Below are 16467 nucleotides of genomic sequence, written 5' to 3' on the forward strand. Positions count from 1 at the left end.
GCCGGTCAATCTTCGTATTTCTCCAGGAACGCCTCGGCGGGCAACGCGCGGAAATCGGGCAGCGCCGCGCGCAGGCGGGCATTGTCCCAGTCCCACCAGGCCAGAGCCATCATCCGCTCGGCCACCCGCTCCGGGAACCGGCGTCGGATGGGTTGGGCAGTGACACCGCCGACGATGGTATAAGGCGGCACGTCCTTGGTCACGATCGCCCCGGAGGCGACGACTGCCCCGTGCCCGATCGTCACCTCGGGCTTGATGATGGCCGCGTGGCCGATCCAGGTGTCGTGTCCGATATGCGCCAGCCGCCCCGCGCGCAGGGCGAACCAGTCCGCATCATCCTCGGCATCGTCCCAATAGTCGGCCGAGCGATAGTGGAAGTGATGCAGAGACGCTTTCTCGATCGGATGGTCGGTGGCCCCGATCCGGGTGAAACTGGCGATATTGGCGAATTTTCCAATCCGGGCATTGGCGATGTCGCAGGTCCGGTCGCAATAGGAGTAGTCCCCGATAACCGAATTCGTCACCCGCGTTCCGGCACCGATTTCGACAAAGTCGCCAAAGCTGCTGCCGGTTATCTGGCAATCCGGGTGGATGACGGGCTGGTCCGGTCGCAAGCGCGCCATGGTCTGCAAGTCCTCGTATGCGATTCAGGGCAACATCAGGGGCTTGGCCTGCGGGTCGCACGGTTTTCGCGCCTTGGGTGGCCCGCCCTGGATCAGCCGCCTGCGCAGCCAGCCCGAGAACCAGTCCATCAGCATGACCATCAGGATGACCAGCACGATGTAATAGGCCACCTCCTCCCAGTCTTTCTGGGTGATGATCGCCTGTGTCAGCAACAGACCGATCCCACCGCCGGTGATCGCCCCGATCACGGTCGCGCTGCGGGTGTTGGATTCCAGGAAGTACAGGACCTGGCTGAGCAGTACCGGCGTGATCTGCGGGATTACCCCGAAACGATATTTCTGCGGCGCATTGGCCCCGGTGGACTCTACGCCTTCGATCTGCTTTTGGTCGACGTTTTCCAGCGCCTCGGAAAAGATCTTGCCGAAGGTGCCGGTATCAGTGACGAGGATGGCCAGCGCCCCAGTCAGCGGCCCGGGCCCGAAGGCGCGCGCCAGCACCACCGTCCAGATCAGGCCATCCACCCCGCGCAGAAAATCGAAGACGCGACGCACGATGAACCGGACAGACCGCAACGGGTTGAAGTTCCGCGTCGCCATGAAGGCCAGCGGCAGGGCGATCAGCGCTGCGCCAAATGTTCCCAGAAAGGCCATCAGGATGGTTTCGAAAATCGCCCAGGCCACGTCCTGATGGCGCCACATCTTGTTGGTCCAGAAATCGTTGAATATGGCCCCTGCCTGACCGCTGGCGGCCAGCCCGACCAACTGGGCAAAGGACTTGCCATGATAGGGGCTGTCCAGCGTGAACCAGAACAGCTCCCAGCCAGTGAAGTATCGGAACACCTCGGCCCGGTTGCGCGTCACGGTCAGGCGCCCGGCTTCGGTGGTGATCGCCAGCCGGTTTCGCGACAGGCTGATCCACTCGGGCACCGCGTCCGAAGGCAGCTGGGCCTGCACTCCCGCCGATCGGCTGGGCGTGGCGCGCACCGTTCCATAGCCGGGGATGTCATATTCGACGGTATCCGGCCCGAAACGAACGACATGGCCGCCCTCAAGTTCGATCACCGTGGTTTCGCCGAGGGTCACCCAGTCGGGCGCCTGACCCTCGGGATAGGCGCCCTTGCGCTCGCCCTCGATTGCGACCGAGACGTCGCCAGTGCGGTTGTCGCGGGTCACATGGGTCTTGTAGCTGAAGCTGTCCGAAATCAGAGTCCGGCCGTTTTCCCAGTTCGCCCGTCCGGCAAGACCGGGCATGTCGAAGGCAAAGAACACATAGATCAGGTAGACCAGAACCAGACCGGGCAGCGCGAGACTGGTCAGGCGTTTGCGCGCGAACAGGCGGTCGGCCCGGGCCTTCAGCGCCTCGCGGGGCAGATCGGTGGCAAAAGTCGTCATGCGGCGGTTCCTTTCTGCGTGCCCTCGGTCAGGCGGGTTCGCACCGATCCCGAAACCTGGTCGACGATCACGATCGTAACGAACAGCAGCAGAAAGATTGCCGCTGCGTCGTCATACCGCCCCTGCCCCCACGACATCGCATTGCGCAGCTCGTAGCCAAGGCCCCCCGCGCCGACGAACCCCAGGATGGCCGAGGCGCGGATGTTGATCTCGAACCGCAGCAGGGCATAGCTGACATAGTTCGGGCCGACTTGTGGGATCACGCCCAGAACCATCCGCTGCGTCCAGGTGGCACCGACCGACTGCAGCCCCTCGACCGGCTTCAACGACGCGTTTTCGTTGACCTCAGAAAACAACTTGCCGAGCGCACCGGCGGTATGGATGGCGATGGCGATCATGGCCGGAACCGGACCGCCACCCAGCACGAAGATCAGAACCAGCGCGATCACGATCTCGGGGACGGCCCTGCAGACATCGGCGAGGCGGCGAAACAGGGGGATCAGCCGAGGCCAGGGCGCCAGCCCCCGTGTCGAGACCAGCGCCAGAAATGCTCCTGCCAGCGTGCCGACCAGTGTGGCCGCTGCCGCGATGTTCAACGTTTCGACCAGGGCCGGAAAATACGCGACAAGGTTCGCGGGCATGTCCGCAATCTTGTCCCACGCCTCGGACAGCACCTCGGCCGGATAGTCCAGAACGCGGTGCAGGCCGTCGGTGAAACTGCCGGCATTGCGCCTGTCGGCGGTGCGGAACCCCGCAGCCATCAAGGCCACGAACAGGATCAGAAGAATTCCGCCATAGACCCGCTTTCGGCGGGTCATCGCGACATAGTCGTCGCGGACATCGTCTACGCTTCGGGCGCTGGCGGTCAGATCTGTCATGGAATTCTCCCGGATGGACGGCGAGGCCCGGCCTCAGGCCGGACCCCGGGGCGGCAAGGCTTGGCGTCAGTTCGACTTCAGCTTGCGGGCCTCGATGATGCTTTCATAGGCCGCATGGGTGATCGGTTCGAACCCTTTGGCTTCTCCCGCCGCCACGCCATAGAAACAGTCACGGTCCTTTTCGGCCAATCCGGCCATCAGCGCCGTCATCTTCGCCTTGATCTCGGCCGGCAGCGCCTTTCGCAGCACGATCGGGCCTTCAGGGATGGGTTTCGAGCGCCAGATCTCGACCAGATCGTTCATGTCCACCAGACCGGCATCGACCGCCTTGCGCAGGGCACCCGAGTTGTATCCGTCTTCCCATTCACCCAGACCGTCGGCCCAGGTCACGCCGGCATCCACGTCGCCATTGCTGACGGCCACGATGGTCTGTTCGTGCCCACCGGTGAACTTGACTTGGCCGAAATAGTCACCCGCCTCCATCGTGGCGCCGATGGCCTGAGGGATCTCGATCGACGGGATCAGGTAGCCCGAGGTCGAGTTGGGATCGCCGAAGCCGAAGACCTTGTCCTTCATGTCGGCCAGCGACGCGATGCCGCTGTCCTTGCGGGCGAAACCGATGGAATGATACCCGAACCCGCCGTCGGTGTTGACCTTGACCAAAACCGGCTCGACCGCCTCGGGGTCGCTCAGATAGGTCTTGGCATAGGCCGAGGCCCCCAGCCAGGCCATATCGATCGTGCCGCCCAGCAGTCCCTGGATCACGCCGTTGTAGTCCGCCGGGGCGAAAAGCTTGGTTTCGACGCCCAGCGTGTCCTCGGTGTACTCACGCAGACATTCGTTGTTGTTCAGCCGGTCCTGTGCGTTTTCTCCGCCCAGGATGCCGATACGGAATTCCCCGATCTCCTCGGCCATGGCAGGCGCGCTCAGGGCAGTGGTCGCGACCAGGGCGGCAACAAGTTTCTTCATCTGTCTCTCTCCGGGTTGATTGGCCCACCCCGTTCATCGGGCCGGGCGATGAATGAGGTAGTTGGGGCTCAGATCGTGGCCTCGGCTTCCATCAGAGCCTTCCGGGAGGCATCCAGCGTTTCGATCTCGGTCGAGGTCGCGGCCTCGGAGAAGCTGGCATCAGCTCCGTAGATCTCGCGGGCGACGCCGGTGGTCAGCTGCTCGGGCAGGCCGTCGAACAAGATGCGTCCGTCGCGCATGCCGACCACGCGGTCGCAATAGCGGCGCGCGGTGTCCAGCGTGTGCAGATTGGCGATCACGGTGCGGCCATCCTCTTCGTGGATGCGGCGCAGGGCCTGCATCACGACCTGCGCATTCATCGGGTCCAGCGAGGCGATGGGCTCATCGGCCAGGATGATCTTGGGGTCCTGCATCAGCGCCCGCGCGATGGCGACGCGTTGCTGCTGCCCGCCCGACAGCGCCTCGGCTCTTTTGGGGGCATGTTCGGCGATGCCCAGACGGTCCAGAATGTCGATGGCGCGGTGGATGTCCGCGGTCGGGAACAGGTTGAACAGGGTCGCCAGCGTCGAGTGCCGGTTCAGCGTTCCATGCAACACGTTCGAAACCACGTCCATGCGGGGCACAAGGTTGAATTGCTGGAAGATCATCGCGCAATCCGCCTGCCAGGCGCGTTTGTCGCGCCCCTTCAGGGTGGTCACGTCGCGCCCGTGAAACAGGATCTGCCCGGCGCTGGCATCGGTCAGGCGGTTGATCATACGCAGCAGGGTGGACTTGCCGGCACCCGACCGCCCGATGATCCCGATCATGCACGGTTTATCGACGTCCAGCGTTGCGGTGTCGACGGCGGTAATGTCGCCGAAGCGCTTGGTCAGGTTTTCGATGCGCAGCACGGGCCACCCCCAGTTGTTGATGGCGGTCAGCTACTGACCCTGTTCAACGTCTGTGTGTCGGTCTGGTAAAACTTTTGCAAAGGCGCGACATTGATGCGGTGCGGTGGGGCTGGGCAATGCCGCTCGTCCCGTCTATACGCGGGCCCAACACCTGAAACGTCAGATCTGTCACATGAGGCCGCCATGAGCTTTGACCGCAAGATCAAGATCGCACCGTCGATCCTATCCGCCGATTTCGCCAATTTCGGACAGGAGATCCAAGCCATCGAGGCCCAAGGCGCCGACTGGGTCCATGTTGACGTGATGGACGGGCATTTCGTGCCAAATCTCACCTTCGGCCCGCCGGCGGTCAAAGCGTTCCGGCCGCATGTCAAGACGGTGATGGACGTGCATCTGATGATCACGCCGGTCGACCCCTACATCCAGGCCTATGCCGATGCCGGCGCGGATTTTCTGACAGCCCATGTCGAAGCCGGCCCACATACGCACCGCACACTGCAAGCGATCCGAGCGGCCGGGATGAAGGCAGGCGTGGCGCTTAACCCGGGCACTCCGGCCGAAGCAGTCGAGCATCTGCTGGATCTGGCCGATCTGGTCTGCGTGATGACGGTGAACCCCGGCTTTGGCGGGCAGAAATTCATCGACATGACCGCGAAGGTGCGCCGCCTGCGCGAGATGATCGGCGACCGCCCGGTGCATATCGAAATCGACGGGGGAGTCGACCCCTCGACCGCCCCGCTGGTCGCAGCGGCCGGTGCCGACGTTCTTGTTGCCGGTTCAGCGGTCTTCAAGGGCGGGTCGGTTGCGAACCCGGACGTTTATGGCCAGAACATCCGCGCCATTCGCGCCGCAGCCGAAGACCACGCGGTCTGACGGCCGCCCCCGCCAATCGTCGACGTTTTTTTGACAAAACGCCTCCTCCTGTTGGGCCCGGCGCAGCAGATGTCGCGCGGGCGCGAAAGCGTTTTCCCGGCCCTGCCCCTAGGCCAGTTGATTCGCGAAATGCGTCAGCAGCTTGTGCTTGAGGATCTTGCCCGTGGGCGCGGCGGGCAGTGACGTGGCCAGCACGATCCGGCTGGGCCGTTTGTAGCCCGCAAGACGTGCGGCCACGAACTCCGCCAACTCTGCCTCGGACACAGCGCCGATTTCAGGCACTTGAACAAAGGCCAGCACCTGTTCGTCGCCGCCCACCCGATGCCCGATCACCGCAGACTGGATCACCAGCGGGTGGTCGTTCAGCGCGGCCTCGACCTCAGGCGGATAGACATTGAAGCCGCCGTGAATGATCAGTTCCTTGGCGCGGCCAACGACGTGTAGATTTCCCTGCGCGTCAAGACGGCCGAGGTCGCCCGTGCGCAGCCACCCCTGGGCAAGCACCCGGCCCGTTTCCTCGCCGTTGCGATAGTACCCCTTCATCACATGGGGGCCGCGCGTCAGGATCTCGCCCACGCCATCTCCGCCGCCTGGTATGGTTTCGTCAATGCGCAGTTCGACCCCCGGCAAAGGCGGGCCGACCGAGATATCTGGATCCCCGATCCGGTTGTGCGAGGCGCAGATCCCCGCCGTGCTTTCGGTCATGCCATAGCCATTCTGCAGCGCGACGCCATAGAAGGCCTCGGCCTTGCGTTTCCACGCCGGGTCCAGCGGGGCGGCCCCGGACGAGGTATAGCGCAGGGCGTCCGACGGCAACCGCTCCAACCCCTGTTCCTGGGCATATTGCATCAGCAGGGCATGCATCTGCGGCACACCCGAAAACACCGTGACGCCCGCGTTCAACGCGGCAAAGGCGCGGTCCGCCGCGAACCGGGCATCCAGTTGGACGAAGGCCCCGGCCAGCGCCGATCCGGTGACGATCGAGGCCAGCCCGAAGATGTGCGAAATCGGCAGTACCCCATAGACCACGTCATCCTGCGTCAGTCCTCGAAAATTTGCCGATGTCAGCCCGCCGAACCGCAGGTTTTCATGGGTCAGCATCACGCCCTTGGGCGTTCCGGTCGTGCCGGTGGTGAACAGCATCGCCGCGACATCCGCCAGATCGGGGTCGGGCGCGCTCGGGTACGGCGCGGCCAGGTGCAACTGCCCGAAGGCCCCGGAAACAGGCTGGGCCCCGGCCCTGTGCGCATGGCGTCGCGCCTCCGAAGACGCCGCCGATGTGAACAGGATCACTGACGGAGTAACGTGTTCCACGATGCGCGCCAACTCAGCCGCGGTCTGACGGGCGTTCACCGGCACCACGCAGGCGCCGATTCGGGAACAGGCAAACAGCGCGGCCACCGCCGCACAGCAATTCTCGAGCACCAGCATGACCCGATCGCACGGGCGCACCCCCGAGGCCAGCAGGATGTCTGACAGCTCGGAAATCGCGCGGTCGAGGTCAGCAAAGCTCCAATCGGCGCCGAACCCGTCGGCAAAGGCGCGGGCCCGCGGGCGGGTCCGGATCTGGGCATCCGGATAGTCATGCCATTTGTTCATGCTCCTTCGCCCTCCCCTGCGCCGGAACCGGTTTTGCGCTCAGCGTTTCATGGTGCGCTTGAACACTCCCGCCGCCGTTGCGATCAGGGTTCCGTCGTCGCTGTGCAACTCTCCGGTCACATAGGCCAGCGTGCGCCCGCCACCCGTTGCGCGCCCCGTGGCCGTCACGCGCCCCTGACGCACCGCCGCCACATAGCTTGTGTTCAGCGACAGGGTCAGAACCAGCGGATGTTCGTCCCGGTCGAACCAGGCCGAGGCGGTGTTACCGCAAGCCACGTCCAGCAGCATGGCGATGATGCCGCCATGCAGGATGCCCTGGCTGTTCAAGTGATCCGCCCGGATGGTCAAATGACACCGGACACGGCCGTCGGGGTCGGACAGATCCACCTCGAACCCGATCGCGTTCTGACAGCCCGATCGCCGGACCCTTGGGTCGTCTTCAGGCCGCGCCGAGTGCAATGAACCTCTCCAAGTGATAATCCGCGTCGCCAAACCTGTGATCCGACATGACGATTCGCTTGGCAATATGCGCCAGCTCATATTCCTGCGTCATGGCGATGCCGCCATGCATCTGGATCGTTTCCTCAGCCACCAGCCGGCCTACCCGCGACACAAGGTTGCGGGTCGCGGCGATCTGCCGGTCGCGGTCGGGTGCTTCAAGGTGACCGGCCGCGTTGATCACCGCCGAGCGCGCCTGCTCCAGCTCGATCAGCATATCCGCGAACCGGTGCTGCAGGGCCTGAAAGGTCCCGATCGGGCGGCCGAACTGCTTGCGCGTCATCAGATATTGCCGTGTCAGTTCCACCGCACTTTCCATAGCGCCCAGAACCTCGGCGACCAGCGCGCAATTGGCTGCGGCCACAACGTCCATCAGCGGATCGAACCCCTGCCCCGCGGCGCCCAGACGCGCGCTTTCCGGCAGGCGCACATCGTCCAGAGTGACCTCGGCCGCTCGGCCTCCGGCCAGCATCGGATACCCGCGCAGACCCAGCCCCGGCGTATCAGCTGGCACCAGGAACAGAGATATGCCGTCCAGATCGAACGGCCCGCCCGTTTCGCGCGCGGATACGATCAGCTGCCCGGCGGCCTCGGCATTCACGACCACGGCCTTGCGCCCGTTCAGGATCAGATCCGTGCCGTCGGTCCGCACGGTGGTCTCGACCCGGCTCAGGTCATACCGGCTGGCAGGCTCACCATGCGCCAGCGCCAGATGCAGCGCGCCCGAGATCACCTGATCCAGCAACACTCGCTGATCGGGGGTGCCCGCCTGCGCGATCAGCCGGCCGCCCAGAATGCAGCTGTCCAGAACCGGCTCGACCACCCCGGCCCGGCCCAGTTCCTCGAACACGGTGGCGATGTCAAAGCCCGCCCCGCCGAACCCGCCATCCGCTTCGTCGAACAGCGCGCCCAGAACGCCCAGATCGGCCAGTTCGCGCCAGATGTCGGCGCTGAACCCCGCCGCGCTGTCCAGAATGTCGTTACGCACCGGAGTAGTGTAGCGGTCGGCCAAATAGCGCCGCAGAGTGTCCTGCAGCATCTGCCGTTCTTCGGTCAGGTTGAAATCCATCTCAGCCCCCCATCTTGACCTTGGCGATGATACCGCGCTGGATCTCGTTCGACCCGCCGAAGATCGACAGTTTCCGGTTGTTGAAATACTGGGCGGCGACCGGCGCGGCATAGTCCGGCCCGATCGGGTCGTTGTCGCCTGCCACCGCCTCGGAGGCGAAAGGCATCGCATAACGCCCCACCGCGCGGCGGGCCAGGTCGTTGATCTCTTGCCGGATGATCGTACCCTTGACCTTCAGCATCGAGCTTTCCACCCCCGGTGCCTGTCCGGCCGAAGCCTGGCTGATGATGCGCATGTTGGTGGTGGCCATGGCCATCAGGTCGATCTCGACCCGTGCCAGCCGGGCGGCGAAATGCGGGTTCTCGATCAGGGGGCGGCCATTCGCGGTTTCGATCCGGGCAATCCGCTTGACCATGTCCAGCCCCGCCTGGCTGAAGCCAACCCCGGCGATGTTGGTGCGTTCATGCGTCAGCAGATACTTGGCATAGGTCCAGCCCTTGTTCTCCTCGCCCACCAGATTTTCGACCGGGACGCGCACATCGTCAAAGAACACCTCGTTCACCTCGGGCGTTCCGTCCAGCAGGACGATGGGGCGCACTTCGATCCCCGGCGTATTCATGTCGATCAGCAGGAACGAGATCCCCTCCTGCGCCTTGGCCTCGGGGTCGGTGCGCACCAGGCAGAAGATCCAGTTGGCGTATTGCGCCAGCGTGGTCCAAGTCTTCTGGCCGTTCACGACATAGTTGTCGCCGTCGCGCACCGCCCGGGTCTTCAGCGAGGCCAGGTCCGACCCGGCGCCCGGCTCGGAATAGCCTTGGCACCACCAGTGTTCACCATTCAGGATGCGCGGCAGAAAATAATCCTGCTGCGCCTTCGAGCCGAATTTCTGCAGCACCGGGCCCAGCATCGACAGGCCAAACGGCACGATGCGCGGCGCATAGGCGGCGGCGCATTCCTCCTCGAAGATATGGCGCTGAACCGCGTTCCACTCGGCGCCGCCAAACTCCTTCGGCCAGTTGAAATTCAACCAGCCGCGCTCGTTCAGCGTGGCATGCCACCACTCATACCCTTCCTTGCCGATGTTCCGGCCAGCCCGGATCTTGTCCGAGATCTCATTGGGCAGTTTCTCGGCCAGAAAACCGCGTACCTCGTCGCGAAAGGCCTTCTCCTCGTCCGTATAATTCAAGTCCACAGCCGCCCTCCTCCTCGACGCGATCGGAACCTTGCCTGCTCGGCCCTATGGGCCGGGCTGCGCTGGGCCGGCCCTCGATGGGCTGGCCCGGCGCCCCTTTTCTTCAATAGATCTCGAACAGACCGGCCGCGCCCATACCGCCGCCGATGCACATGGTCACGACACCCAGCTTGGCCCCGCGCCGCCGCCCTTCGCGCAGCAGATGGCCGACCATCCGCGCGCCGGTCATGCCGAATGGATGCCCGATGGCGATCGAGCCGCCGTTCACGTTGCATTTCTCGTCATCGATCCCCAGACGGTTGCGGCAGTACAGCGCCTGCGAGGCGAAGGCCTCGTTCAGCTCCCACAGGTCGATGTCATCAACGCTCAGACCATGCCGTTCCAGCAGGCGCGGCACAGCAAAGACCGGGCCGATACCCATCTCGTCGGGCTCACACCCCGCCACGCAGAACCCCTTGAACGCGCCCATGGGCTCCAGACCCCGGCGCTCTGCCTCGGCGCTGTCCATCACGACAACGGCGGCTGCGCCGTCCGACAGCTGGCTGGCATTGCCGGCAGTGATGTAGTTTCCGGGGCCACGCACAGGCTCCAGACCGGCCAGACCCTCCAGCGTCGTGTTCGGCCGGTTGCATTCATCCCGGTCCACGGTGACCTTCCGGTGCGAGACCTCGCCCGTCTCTTTGTCCTTGACCGCCATGGTGGTCTGCATCGGCACGATCTCGACGTCGAACTTGCCCGCCGCCTGCGCCGCCGAGATGCGCTGCTGCGACCGCAGGCCATAGGCGTCCTGTTCTTCGCGGCTGATACCATAGCGCTCGGCCACGATGTCGGCGGTCTCGATCATCGTCATGTAGATCGCGGGCTTGTGCTCCTGAATCCACGCCTCGGGCACGGGGCGGGTTTTCGGCTGGACCAGCGAGATGCTCTCGACCCCACCGGCCACGATGGGGCCCGCGCCGCCCTCGGTGATGGCCTGCGCCGCCAGCGCCACGGTCTGCAGCCCCGAAGAGCAGAACCGGTTCACCGTCATTCCCGAAACGCTGACCGGCAGACCGGCCCGGATGGCGATCTGGCGGGCGATGTTGCCACCGGTCTCGCCTTCGGGGAAACCACAGCCGATGATGCAATCCTCGATCTCGGCGCCATCCAGCCCCGACCGTTCGACCGCGGCCCGAACCGCGTGGCCGCCCATCGTGGCGCCGTGGGTCATGTTGAACGAGCCCCGGAACGACTTGGCCAGCCCGGTGCGCGCGGCGGATACGATTACGGCTTGCTTCATCACTCGGCGCCCTTGTTCAGATCATCAAAGCTGCGGCCCTCTGCCACCAGTTTTTCCAGCAGTGGCGCGGGCTGCCAGAAATAGTCGTCCTCGGCCGACCAGGCGCGGATATCCTCCAGAATACCCGGCAGACCCTGCAGATCCGCCCATTTCAGCGGCCCGCCGCGATAACGCGGGAACCCATAGCCATAGAGCAGCACCACATCCACGTCCAAGGGGCGGCGCGCGATGCCCTCGCCCACCACCTTGGCGGCCTCATTGACCATCGCCACCATATATCGCCGCACGATCTCGTCATCCGTGAATGTGCGCGGGTTGATACCCTGCGCCGCGCGGTCGGCCGCGATCAGGTCCAGAACCTCGGGGTTGGTCGTGCCACCGCGCTTGCCCTTTTCATAGACATAGAAGCCTTTACCGGTCTTCTGTCCGAAATGCCCGGCCTCACACAGTTTGTCGGCATAGCTGCTGTCGCGGGCACGCGGATCCAGCCCTTCGGCGCGTTTGCGTTTGCGCACCGCCCAGCCGATATCCAGCCCGGCCAGATCGGACACCGCGAACGGCCCCATGGCAAAGCCGAAATCGGTCAGCGCCTTGTCGATCTGGAACGGGCTTGCCCCGTCCAGGACCATGTGGTCGGCGCAGGTGCGATAGGTGCTGAGGATCCGGTTCCCGATGAACCCGTCGCACACCCCCGCCCGCACCGAGACCTTTTTCAGCCGATGCCCCAGCGCAAAGCCGGTGGCGACCACCTCGGGCGCGGTCTTGTCGGCCACAACGATCTCGAGCAGCTTCATCACATGGGCAGGCGAGAAGAAATGCAGCCCGATCACGTCATGCGGGCGCGTAGTGGCGGCTGCAATTTCGTTGACGTCCAGATACGAGGTGTTGGTCGCCAGAACCGCCCCCGGTTTGCAGACCGCATCCAGCTGGGCAAAGACCTGTTTCTTGACGTCCATATCCTCGAACACGGCCTCGATCACCAAATCGACGGCGCTCAGCGCGTCATAGCCGGTGGCAAGCTGCAACTGGTCCGACAGGATTGCGTCATGCTGTTGTTGGCTGATCTTGCCGCGCTTCAGGGCACCTGACAGGTTTCCGGCGATCCGGTCCTTGGCGGCATGGGCGGCCTCCTGCGTCATCTCCAGCAAGGTCACGGGCAGACCTGCCAGCAAGGCGGCGGTGGCGATCCCCGCGCCCATCGTGCCGCCGCCGATGACCCCGATCTGATGCACCGGACGCGGCTCGACACCCTTCAGTTCAGGCAGTTTGCCCACAGCGCGTTCAGCGAAGAAGGCGTGGATCAGGCCCTTGCGCTGATCCGACTCCATCAACTGCATGAACAGTTCCCGCTCGCGCGCCATGCCCTCGGCAAAGTTGGGCGCCTCGCAGGCGGCTTGCACCGCGCGCACGGCAACAGCTGGGGACAGCTGGCCCCGGCCCGTCTTCAGAACGGCCTCGTAGACCTCATCGAAATCGACAGAGTCCGGCGCAGGCATCTCTCCGACTGCGCGACGGGGCGCGCCCGAGTCAAGCAGCTCCTGCGCATAGGCCAGCCCGATCTCGCGCGGGTCGCCATCCTGCACCTTGTCGATCACGCCCAGCTTCAGCGCCTCGTCGGCCTGGACATGGCGGCCGGTTGTGATCATATCCAGCGCGGCCTCGACCCCGGCCACGCGCGGCAGACGCTGAGTACCGCCGGCACCGGGCAGGATGCCCAGATTGACCTCGGGCAGGCCGACCTTGGCTGAGGGGAGCGCGATGCGGTAGTGGCTGGACAACGCAACCTCGAGCCCGCCGCCCAGTGCCGTGCCGTGCAGCGCCGAAACCACCAGCAGGGGCGAGGCTTCGATCCGGTCGCACAGGCCCGGCAGCCAGGGCTCTTGCGGGGGTTTGCCGAACTCGCGGATATCGGCCCCTGCGAAATAGGTCCGGCCCTTGCCGTAGATCAACACCGCCTTTGCGCCCTCGGACTCGGCCCGTTCGATACCGGCCAGCAGGCCCCGGCGTACGTCCACGCCCAGCGCATTGACCGGCGGGTTGTTCGCCGCCAGCACCGCGATATCGCCAATCCGTTCGTATTCCACCGCCTCGGACATCACACTTGGTCTCCTCTTGCCAACCAGAGCTTGTTCCGCATTGCGGAACAATATTCCGCAACAGATTGAACCCGTCCGCGCGCGGGTTCAACCCCTTATACCCGACTACGGCTCCGGGCCGCATTTGTTGTCGGCGAGCGGGGTCAAAACAACTTGTGAACCGGATCGCGGAAAACCGTGCTAGGCTTTGCCCACCCGGCCAATGAATTCGACCGGGAACGAAAACAGATTGCAGAACAGGGAGTTTTGAAATGTGTGACGTTTGCGTAATAAACGCGGTGAAAGACCGGATGCTGTCCCGCCGTTCCTTTTTCAAGGCTGGCGCGGCGATGGCGGCAGGCACGGCGCTTGGAACGGTGGCAGCACCCCCTGCACTGGCCGCGGGTCATGGCGAGGTGCTGGACATGACCCATGTCTACGATGCCGATTTCCCCACTTATTTCGGCCAACCGGGGATCGAGGCGACCCAGGCCTTCAATTTCAAGGAACATGGCTTCAACCTGTTCAACCTGACCGTCAACGAACACACCGGCACGCATGTCGATGCCCCACTGCATTTCTCGGCGGATGGGCAGTCGGTGGACGAAATCCCGGTCGCGAACCTCGTCTGCCCTCTGTGCGTGGTGGACATTGCCGCCCGCGCGGCCGAGGACCCGGATGCGCAGGTGACCCCCGACGATCTGAAGGCGTGGATCGCGGCAAATGGCGACATCCCCGATGGCGCCTGCGTCGCCATGCATTCGGGATGGGCCGCCAAAACCGCCACGCCCGAGTTCCGCAACGCCGACGGCGAAGGCAAGATGCATTTCCCTGGCTTCCACGTCGAAGCGGCTCAGATGTTGATCGAAGGAACCGGCGCCGTTGCGCTGGCCGTTGACACGCTGTCGCTGGATCACGGGCCATCGGCTGATTTCGTGACGCATTACGCGTGGCTGCCCACCAACCGTTACGGCATCGAGAACCTGGCCAATCTCGACAAGGTGCCCGCCAGCGGAGCAACGCTGGTGGTCGGCGCGCCGGCCCATCGTGGCGGGTCGGGCGGCCCCGCGCGCATCTTCGCGATGGTCTGAGCATGGCAACGGTTCGCCTGTTGACGGACGAAGAGGTCAGCGCCGAGGCGCTGGCCGTCTTCGATGACATCCGCGCCACCCGCAACACTGATTACATCAACAATTTCTGGCGCGCTCTGGCCCATGACCCGGTGCTGCTGAAAGCGACGTGGGAGCGGCTCAAGACCGTCATGGCCCCCGGCGCGTTGGACCCGTTGATGAAGGAGATGCTGTATGTGGCGGTTTCGATCGCCAACAATTGCGAATACTGCGTGCACTCCCATTCGGCCGCGGCCCGCGCCAAGGGCATGACCGACCAAATGCAGGCCGAGCTGCTGGCGGTGATCGCGATGGCCAGCCAGACCAACGCTCTGGTCACAGCCTTGCAGGTGCCGGTGGATGACCGGTTCAAAGCCTGAAATCCTGCATTCTGCCCGCAGATTTGCATCAGACGCACGGCGGGTATTCGGGCAGAACCCTAGCTGCACCGCAGCATCGGATCTAACTACGCGGGGTCAACTTCAGACCAGAGGAGTTCTGCTCATGGCACATACGACGCGCCGCCCGGCGGTCTTCAACCTGCTGTCGACAGTGGCCGATGTGTTCTACGGCATCTACGAGGCGCTGATCCGCATGGGCGAGGCCAACGCCAAAGTCGTCAAGATCAAGCAACTGCACGCGCTGACCGACGAAGAACTGGCCGCGCGTGGCATGAAGCGCGAAGACATCGTGCGTTTGGTGATGGCGGGCGTCTACTAAGACACGCCCGCATCCTGCATCTCGACCACGGCCTGCGCGGCCTTGGCATAGGCGGCTTTGCACAGGTCGAAGTCCGCTTCGGCCAGCGCCAGGGACGGATAGGTCTTGCCCGGTGACTTGAACATCCCGTTCTGCATCAGAACCGCATTGAACCGGGTGGCCTTTGCCGTATCCGCGCGGACCACATCCCTGTAATCCCGCACTTTCCCGTCCGTGAACACGATCTCGAACAGGGTCGAATCGCCGATGATACGATGGGCGACCCCCTGCTTGGTCAGCGCGGCCGAGGCCATATCCATCAGACGCTGACCATTGGCGCGCAGCCGGTCGTACTGACCGGGACGGCGCAACACCTCCATCGTCTTGAGCCCGGCCACCGCTGCCACCGGATTGCCTGACAGTGTCCCCAGCTGCATCAGCCATTTCTCAGGCCCAACGGCGGGTTTGTCGAAATGGGCCATGATCTCGGCCCGCCCGGCGATCGCGGCCAGGGGAAAGCCGCCGCCGATGATCTTGCCCAGCGTGGCGATGTCGGGGGTCACGCCATACAGCTCCTGCGCGCCGCCATAGGCGAAACGAAACCCGGTCACCACCTCGTCAAAGATCAGCACGATGCCGTACTTGTCGGCCTCGTCTCGCAGTAGCTGCAAGAAGCCGGGTTCGGGCGGGATGATGCGTTGCAGCGGCTCGACGATGATGCCCGCGACCTGGTTGCCGTGCTCGGCCAGCAGCGAGCGGATGTAGTCCGGGTCGTTGAACGGCGCGATCAGCATTTCGGCCTGAACGCTGGCCGGTATGCCCGCGCTGTCGGGAACCGCCTGCGGGAAATTCACCATCCGTGACGGGGCCAGGCTCATCTGTGCTTCGGCGCTCATGCCGTGGTAGCCGCCTTCGAACTTCACGATCTTGTCGCGGCCAGTAAATGCGCGGGCCAGCCGGATCGCGTACATGTCAGCCTCGCCGCCGGACGAGACATAGCGGGTCTGATCAGCGCAGGGCACGGCAGCGCAGATTTCCTCGGCCAGTTCGACCGCGCGCGCGTTGTTGGCGAAGAACGTCATGCCCTTGGGCATCTGTTCGGCGACGGCCTCTAAGACCTCGGGGTGGCCATGGCCCAGCAGCATCGGCCCCGAGCCGATCAGCAGGTCGACATATTCCTTGCCGTCTTCGTCCCAGACGCGGCTGCCCCGGCCCTCGCGGATGAAGACCGACGGGTTGAAATTGCCAAAGCCGCCGCCGGGCAGCACCGCGCGGGCGCGCTGGCCCCAGTCGGATTGGCTGAGATGTCGCGGCATGGTCGC

The 16467-nt window shown here is 64.5% G+C and carries 16 protein-coding genes; 4 read left to right on the forward strand and 12 right to left on the reverse strand.

The features are described 5' to 3' along the window. Positions 1-5: 5 nt before the first annotated feature. The 5 genes from AC2FM3_RS03165 to phnC form a co-directional block, all read right to left on the reverse strand. On the reverse strand, positions 6-623 hold the full coding sequence (locus AC2FM3_RS03165) for an LbetaH domain-containing protein (protein ID WP_496678989.1): 618 nt from the start codon (positions 621-623) through the stop codon (positions 6-8). 24 nt (positions 624-647) lie between these two features. Continuing rightward, positions 648-2015 (reverse strand): phosphonate ABC transporter, permease protein PhnE, encoded by a 1368-nt coding sequence (phnE, locus tag AC2FM3_RS03170; RefSeq protein ID WP_496678991.1) that lies wholly within the window; start codon positions 2013-2015, stop codon positions 648-650. Further along, positions 2012-2893, reverse strand: coding sequence for a phosphonate ABC transporter, permease protein PhnE (gene phnE / locus AC2FM3_RS03175; protein ID WP_496678992.1), 882 nt, complete (start codon positions 2891-2893; stop codon positions 2012-2014). Before phnE (AC2FM3_RS03175) ends, phnE (AC2FM3_RS03170) begins: the two co-directional genes overlap by 4 nt. 66 nt (positions 2894-2959) lie before the next feature. Then, entirely contained in the window at positions 2960-3862 is a 903-nt protein-coding gene (gene phnD / locus AC2FM3_RS03180) for a phosphonate ABC transporter substrate-binding protein (protein WP_496678993.1), read from the reverse strand. A 68-nt stretch (positions 3863-3930) separates the two neighbouring features. After that, positions 3931-4752 carry a phosphonate ABC transporter ATP-binding protein gene (gene phnC / locus AC2FM3_RS03185; RefSeq protein ID WP_496678995.1) on the reverse strand — a complete coding sequence of 274 codons (822 nt, stop codon included), beginning with the start codon at positions 4750-4752 and terminating at the stop codon, positions 3931-3933. Positions 4753-4935: 183 nt separating this feature from the next. On the opposite strand from phnC, the gene rpe reads away from it, so the two are divergent. Then, positions 4936-5625, forward strand: coding sequence for a ribulose-phosphate 3-epimerase (gene rpe / locus AC2FM3_RS03190; RefSeq protein WP_496678997.1), 690 nt, complete (start codon positions 4936-4938; stop codon positions 5623-5625). A 108-nt stretch (positions 5626-5733) separates the two neighbouring features. Here the strand turns inward: rpe and AC2FM3_RS03195 are convergent, their stop codons facing one another. The 6 genes from AC2FM3_RS03195 to AC2FM3_RS03220 all read right to left on the reverse strand — a co-directional run bounded on the left by AC2FM3_RS03195 (position 5734) and on the right by AC2FM3_RS03220 (position 13358). Continuing rightward, the gene (locus AC2FM3_RS03195; protein ID WP_496678999.1) at positions 5734-7224 is read right to left on the reverse strand and encodes a class I adenylate-forming enzyme family protein; all 1491 of its coding nucleotides are present in this window, start codon (positions 7222-7224) and stop codon (positions 5734-5736) included. 39 nt (positions 7225-7263) lie between these two features. After that, positions 7264-7683 carry a PaaI family thioesterase gene (locus AC2FM3_RS03200; RefSeq protein WP_496679001.1) on the reverse strand — a complete coding sequence of 140 codons (420 nt, stop codon included), beginning with the start codon at positions 7681-7683 and terminating at the stop codon, positions 7264-7266. Next, a complete protein-coding gene (locus AC2FM3_RS03205) occupies positions 7664-8791 on the reverse strand; it encodes an acyl-CoA dehydrogenase family protein (protein WP_496679003.1) in 1128 nt (375 codons plus the stop codon). The genes AC2FM3_RS03200 and AC2FM3_RS03205 overlap by 20 nt, the downstream gene beginning before the upstream one ends. A gap of 1 nt (position 8792) precedes the next feature. Then, entirely contained in the window at positions 8793-9983 is a 1191-nt protein-coding gene (locus tag AC2FM3_RS03210) for an acyl-CoA dehydrogenase family protein (RefSeq protein ID WP_496679005.1), read from the reverse strand. A gap of 103 nt (positions 9984-10086) precedes the next feature. Further along, entirely contained in the window at positions 10087-11262 is a 1176-nt protein-coding gene (locus AC2FM3_RS03215) for an acetyl-CoA C-acyltransferase (protein ID WP_496679006.1), read from the reverse strand. After that, a complete protein-coding gene (locus AC2FM3_RS03220; RefSeq protein ID WP_496679008.1) occupies positions 11262-13358 on the reverse strand; it encodes a 3-hydroxyacyl-CoA dehydrogenase NAD-binding domain-containing protein in 2097 nt (698 codons plus the stop codon). Before AC2FM3_RS03220 ends, AC2FM3_RS03215 begins: the two co-directional genes overlap by 1 nt. Before the next feature lie 251 nt (positions 13359-13609). Here AC2FM3_RS03220 and AC2FM3_RS03225 point away from each other — a divergent pair, with 251 nt between their 5' ends. The 3 genes from AC2FM3_RS03225 to AC2FM3_RS03235 all read left to right on the forward strand — a co-directional run bounded on the left by AC2FM3_RS03225 (position 13610) and on the right by AC2FM3_RS03235 (position 15166). Next, positions 13610-14428, forward strand: coding sequence for a cyclase family protein (locus AC2FM3_RS03225; protein WP_496679009.1), 819 nt, complete (start codon positions 13610-13612; stop codon positions 14426-14428). A 2-nt stretch (positions 14429-14430) separates the two neighbouring features. After that, positions 14431-14826 (forward strand): carboxymuconolactone decarboxylase family protein, encoded by a 396-nt coding sequence (locus AC2FM3_RS03230; protein WP_496679011.1) that lies wholly within the window; start codon positions 14431-14433, stop codon positions 14824-14826. Positions 14827-14950: 124 nt separating this feature from the next. Then, complete coding sequence (locus tag AC2FM3_RS03235) at positions 14951-15166, forward strand: DUF1127 domain-containing protein (RefSeq protein WP_496679012.1); 216 nt, start codon at positions 14951-14953, stop codon at positions 15164-15166. Here the strand turns inward: AC2FM3_RS03235 and AC2FM3_RS03240 are convergent. Next, entirely contained in the window at positions 15163-16461 is a 1299-nt protein-coding gene (locus tag AC2FM3_RS03240) for an aspartate aminotransferase family protein (RefSeq protein WP_496679013.1), read from the reverse strand. The two genes, AC2FM3_RS03235 and AC2FM3_RS03240, sit on opposite strands and share 4 nt — an antisense overlap. Positions 16462-16467 lie beyond the last annotated feature (6 nt).

It is taken from the genome of Ruegeria sp. BHSB172 (assembly GCF_059613165.1).

What these genes read in the sequence shown, in the direction of transcription:
- AC2FM3_RS03235 (WP_496679012.1), top strand. Translation starts at nt 14,951, where the DNA reads ATGGCACATACGACGCGCCGCCCGGCGGTCTTCAACCTGCTGTCGACA.
- AC2FM3_RS03220 (WP_496679008.1), bottom strand. Translation starts at nt 13,358, where the DNA reads ATGTCCGAGGCGGTGGAATACGAACGGATTGGCGATATCGCGGTGCTG.
- phnE (WP_496678992.1), bottom strand. Translation starts at nt 2,893, where the DNA reads ATGACAGATCTGACCGCCAGCGCCCGAAGCGTAGACGATGTCCGCGAC.
- AC2FM3_RS03205 (WP_496679003.1), bottom strand. Translation starts at nt 8,791, where the DNA reads ATGGATTTCAACCTGACCGAAGAACGGCAGATGCTGCAGGACACTCTG.
- AC2FM3_RS03230 (WP_496679011.1), top strand. Translation starts at nt 14,431, where the DNA reads ATGGCAACGGTTCGCCTGTTGACGGACGAAGAGGTCAGCGCCGAGGCG.
- phnE (WP_496678991.1), bottom strand. Translation starts at nt 2,015, where the DNA reads ATGACGACTTTTGCCACCGATCTGCCCCGCGAGGCGCTGAAGGCCCGG.
- AC2FM3_RS03195 (WP_496678999.1), bottom strand. Translation starts at nt 7,224, where the DNA reads ATGAACAAATGGCATGACTATCCGGATGCCCAGATCCGGACCCGCCCG.
- rpe (WP_496678997.1), top strand. Translation starts at nt 4,936, where the DNA reads ATGAGCTTTGACCGCAAGATCAAGATCGCACCGTCGATCCTATCCGCC.
- AC2FM3_RS03215 (WP_496679006.1), bottom strand. Translation starts at nt 11,262, where the DNA reads ATGAAGCAAGCCGTAATCGTATCCGCCGCGCGCACCGGGCTGGCCAAG.
- AC2FM3_RS03240 (WP_496679013.1), bottom strand. Translation starts at nt 16,461, where the DNA reads ATGCCGCGACATCTCAGCCAATCCGACTGGGGCCAGCGCGCCCGCGCG.
- phnD (WP_496678993.1), bottom strand. Translation starts at nt 3,862, where the DNA reads ATGAAGAAACTTGTTGCCGCCCTGGTCGCGACCACTGCCCTGAGCGCG.
- AC2FM3_RS03225 (WP_496679009.1), top strand. Translation starts at nt 13,610, where the DNA reads ATGTGTGACGTTTGCGTAATAAACGCGGTGAAAGACCGGATGCTGTCC.
- AC2FM3_RS03165 (WP_496678989.1), bottom strand. Translation starts at nt 623, where the DNA reads ATGGCGCGCTTGCGACCGGACCAGCCCGTCATCCACCCGGATTGCCAG.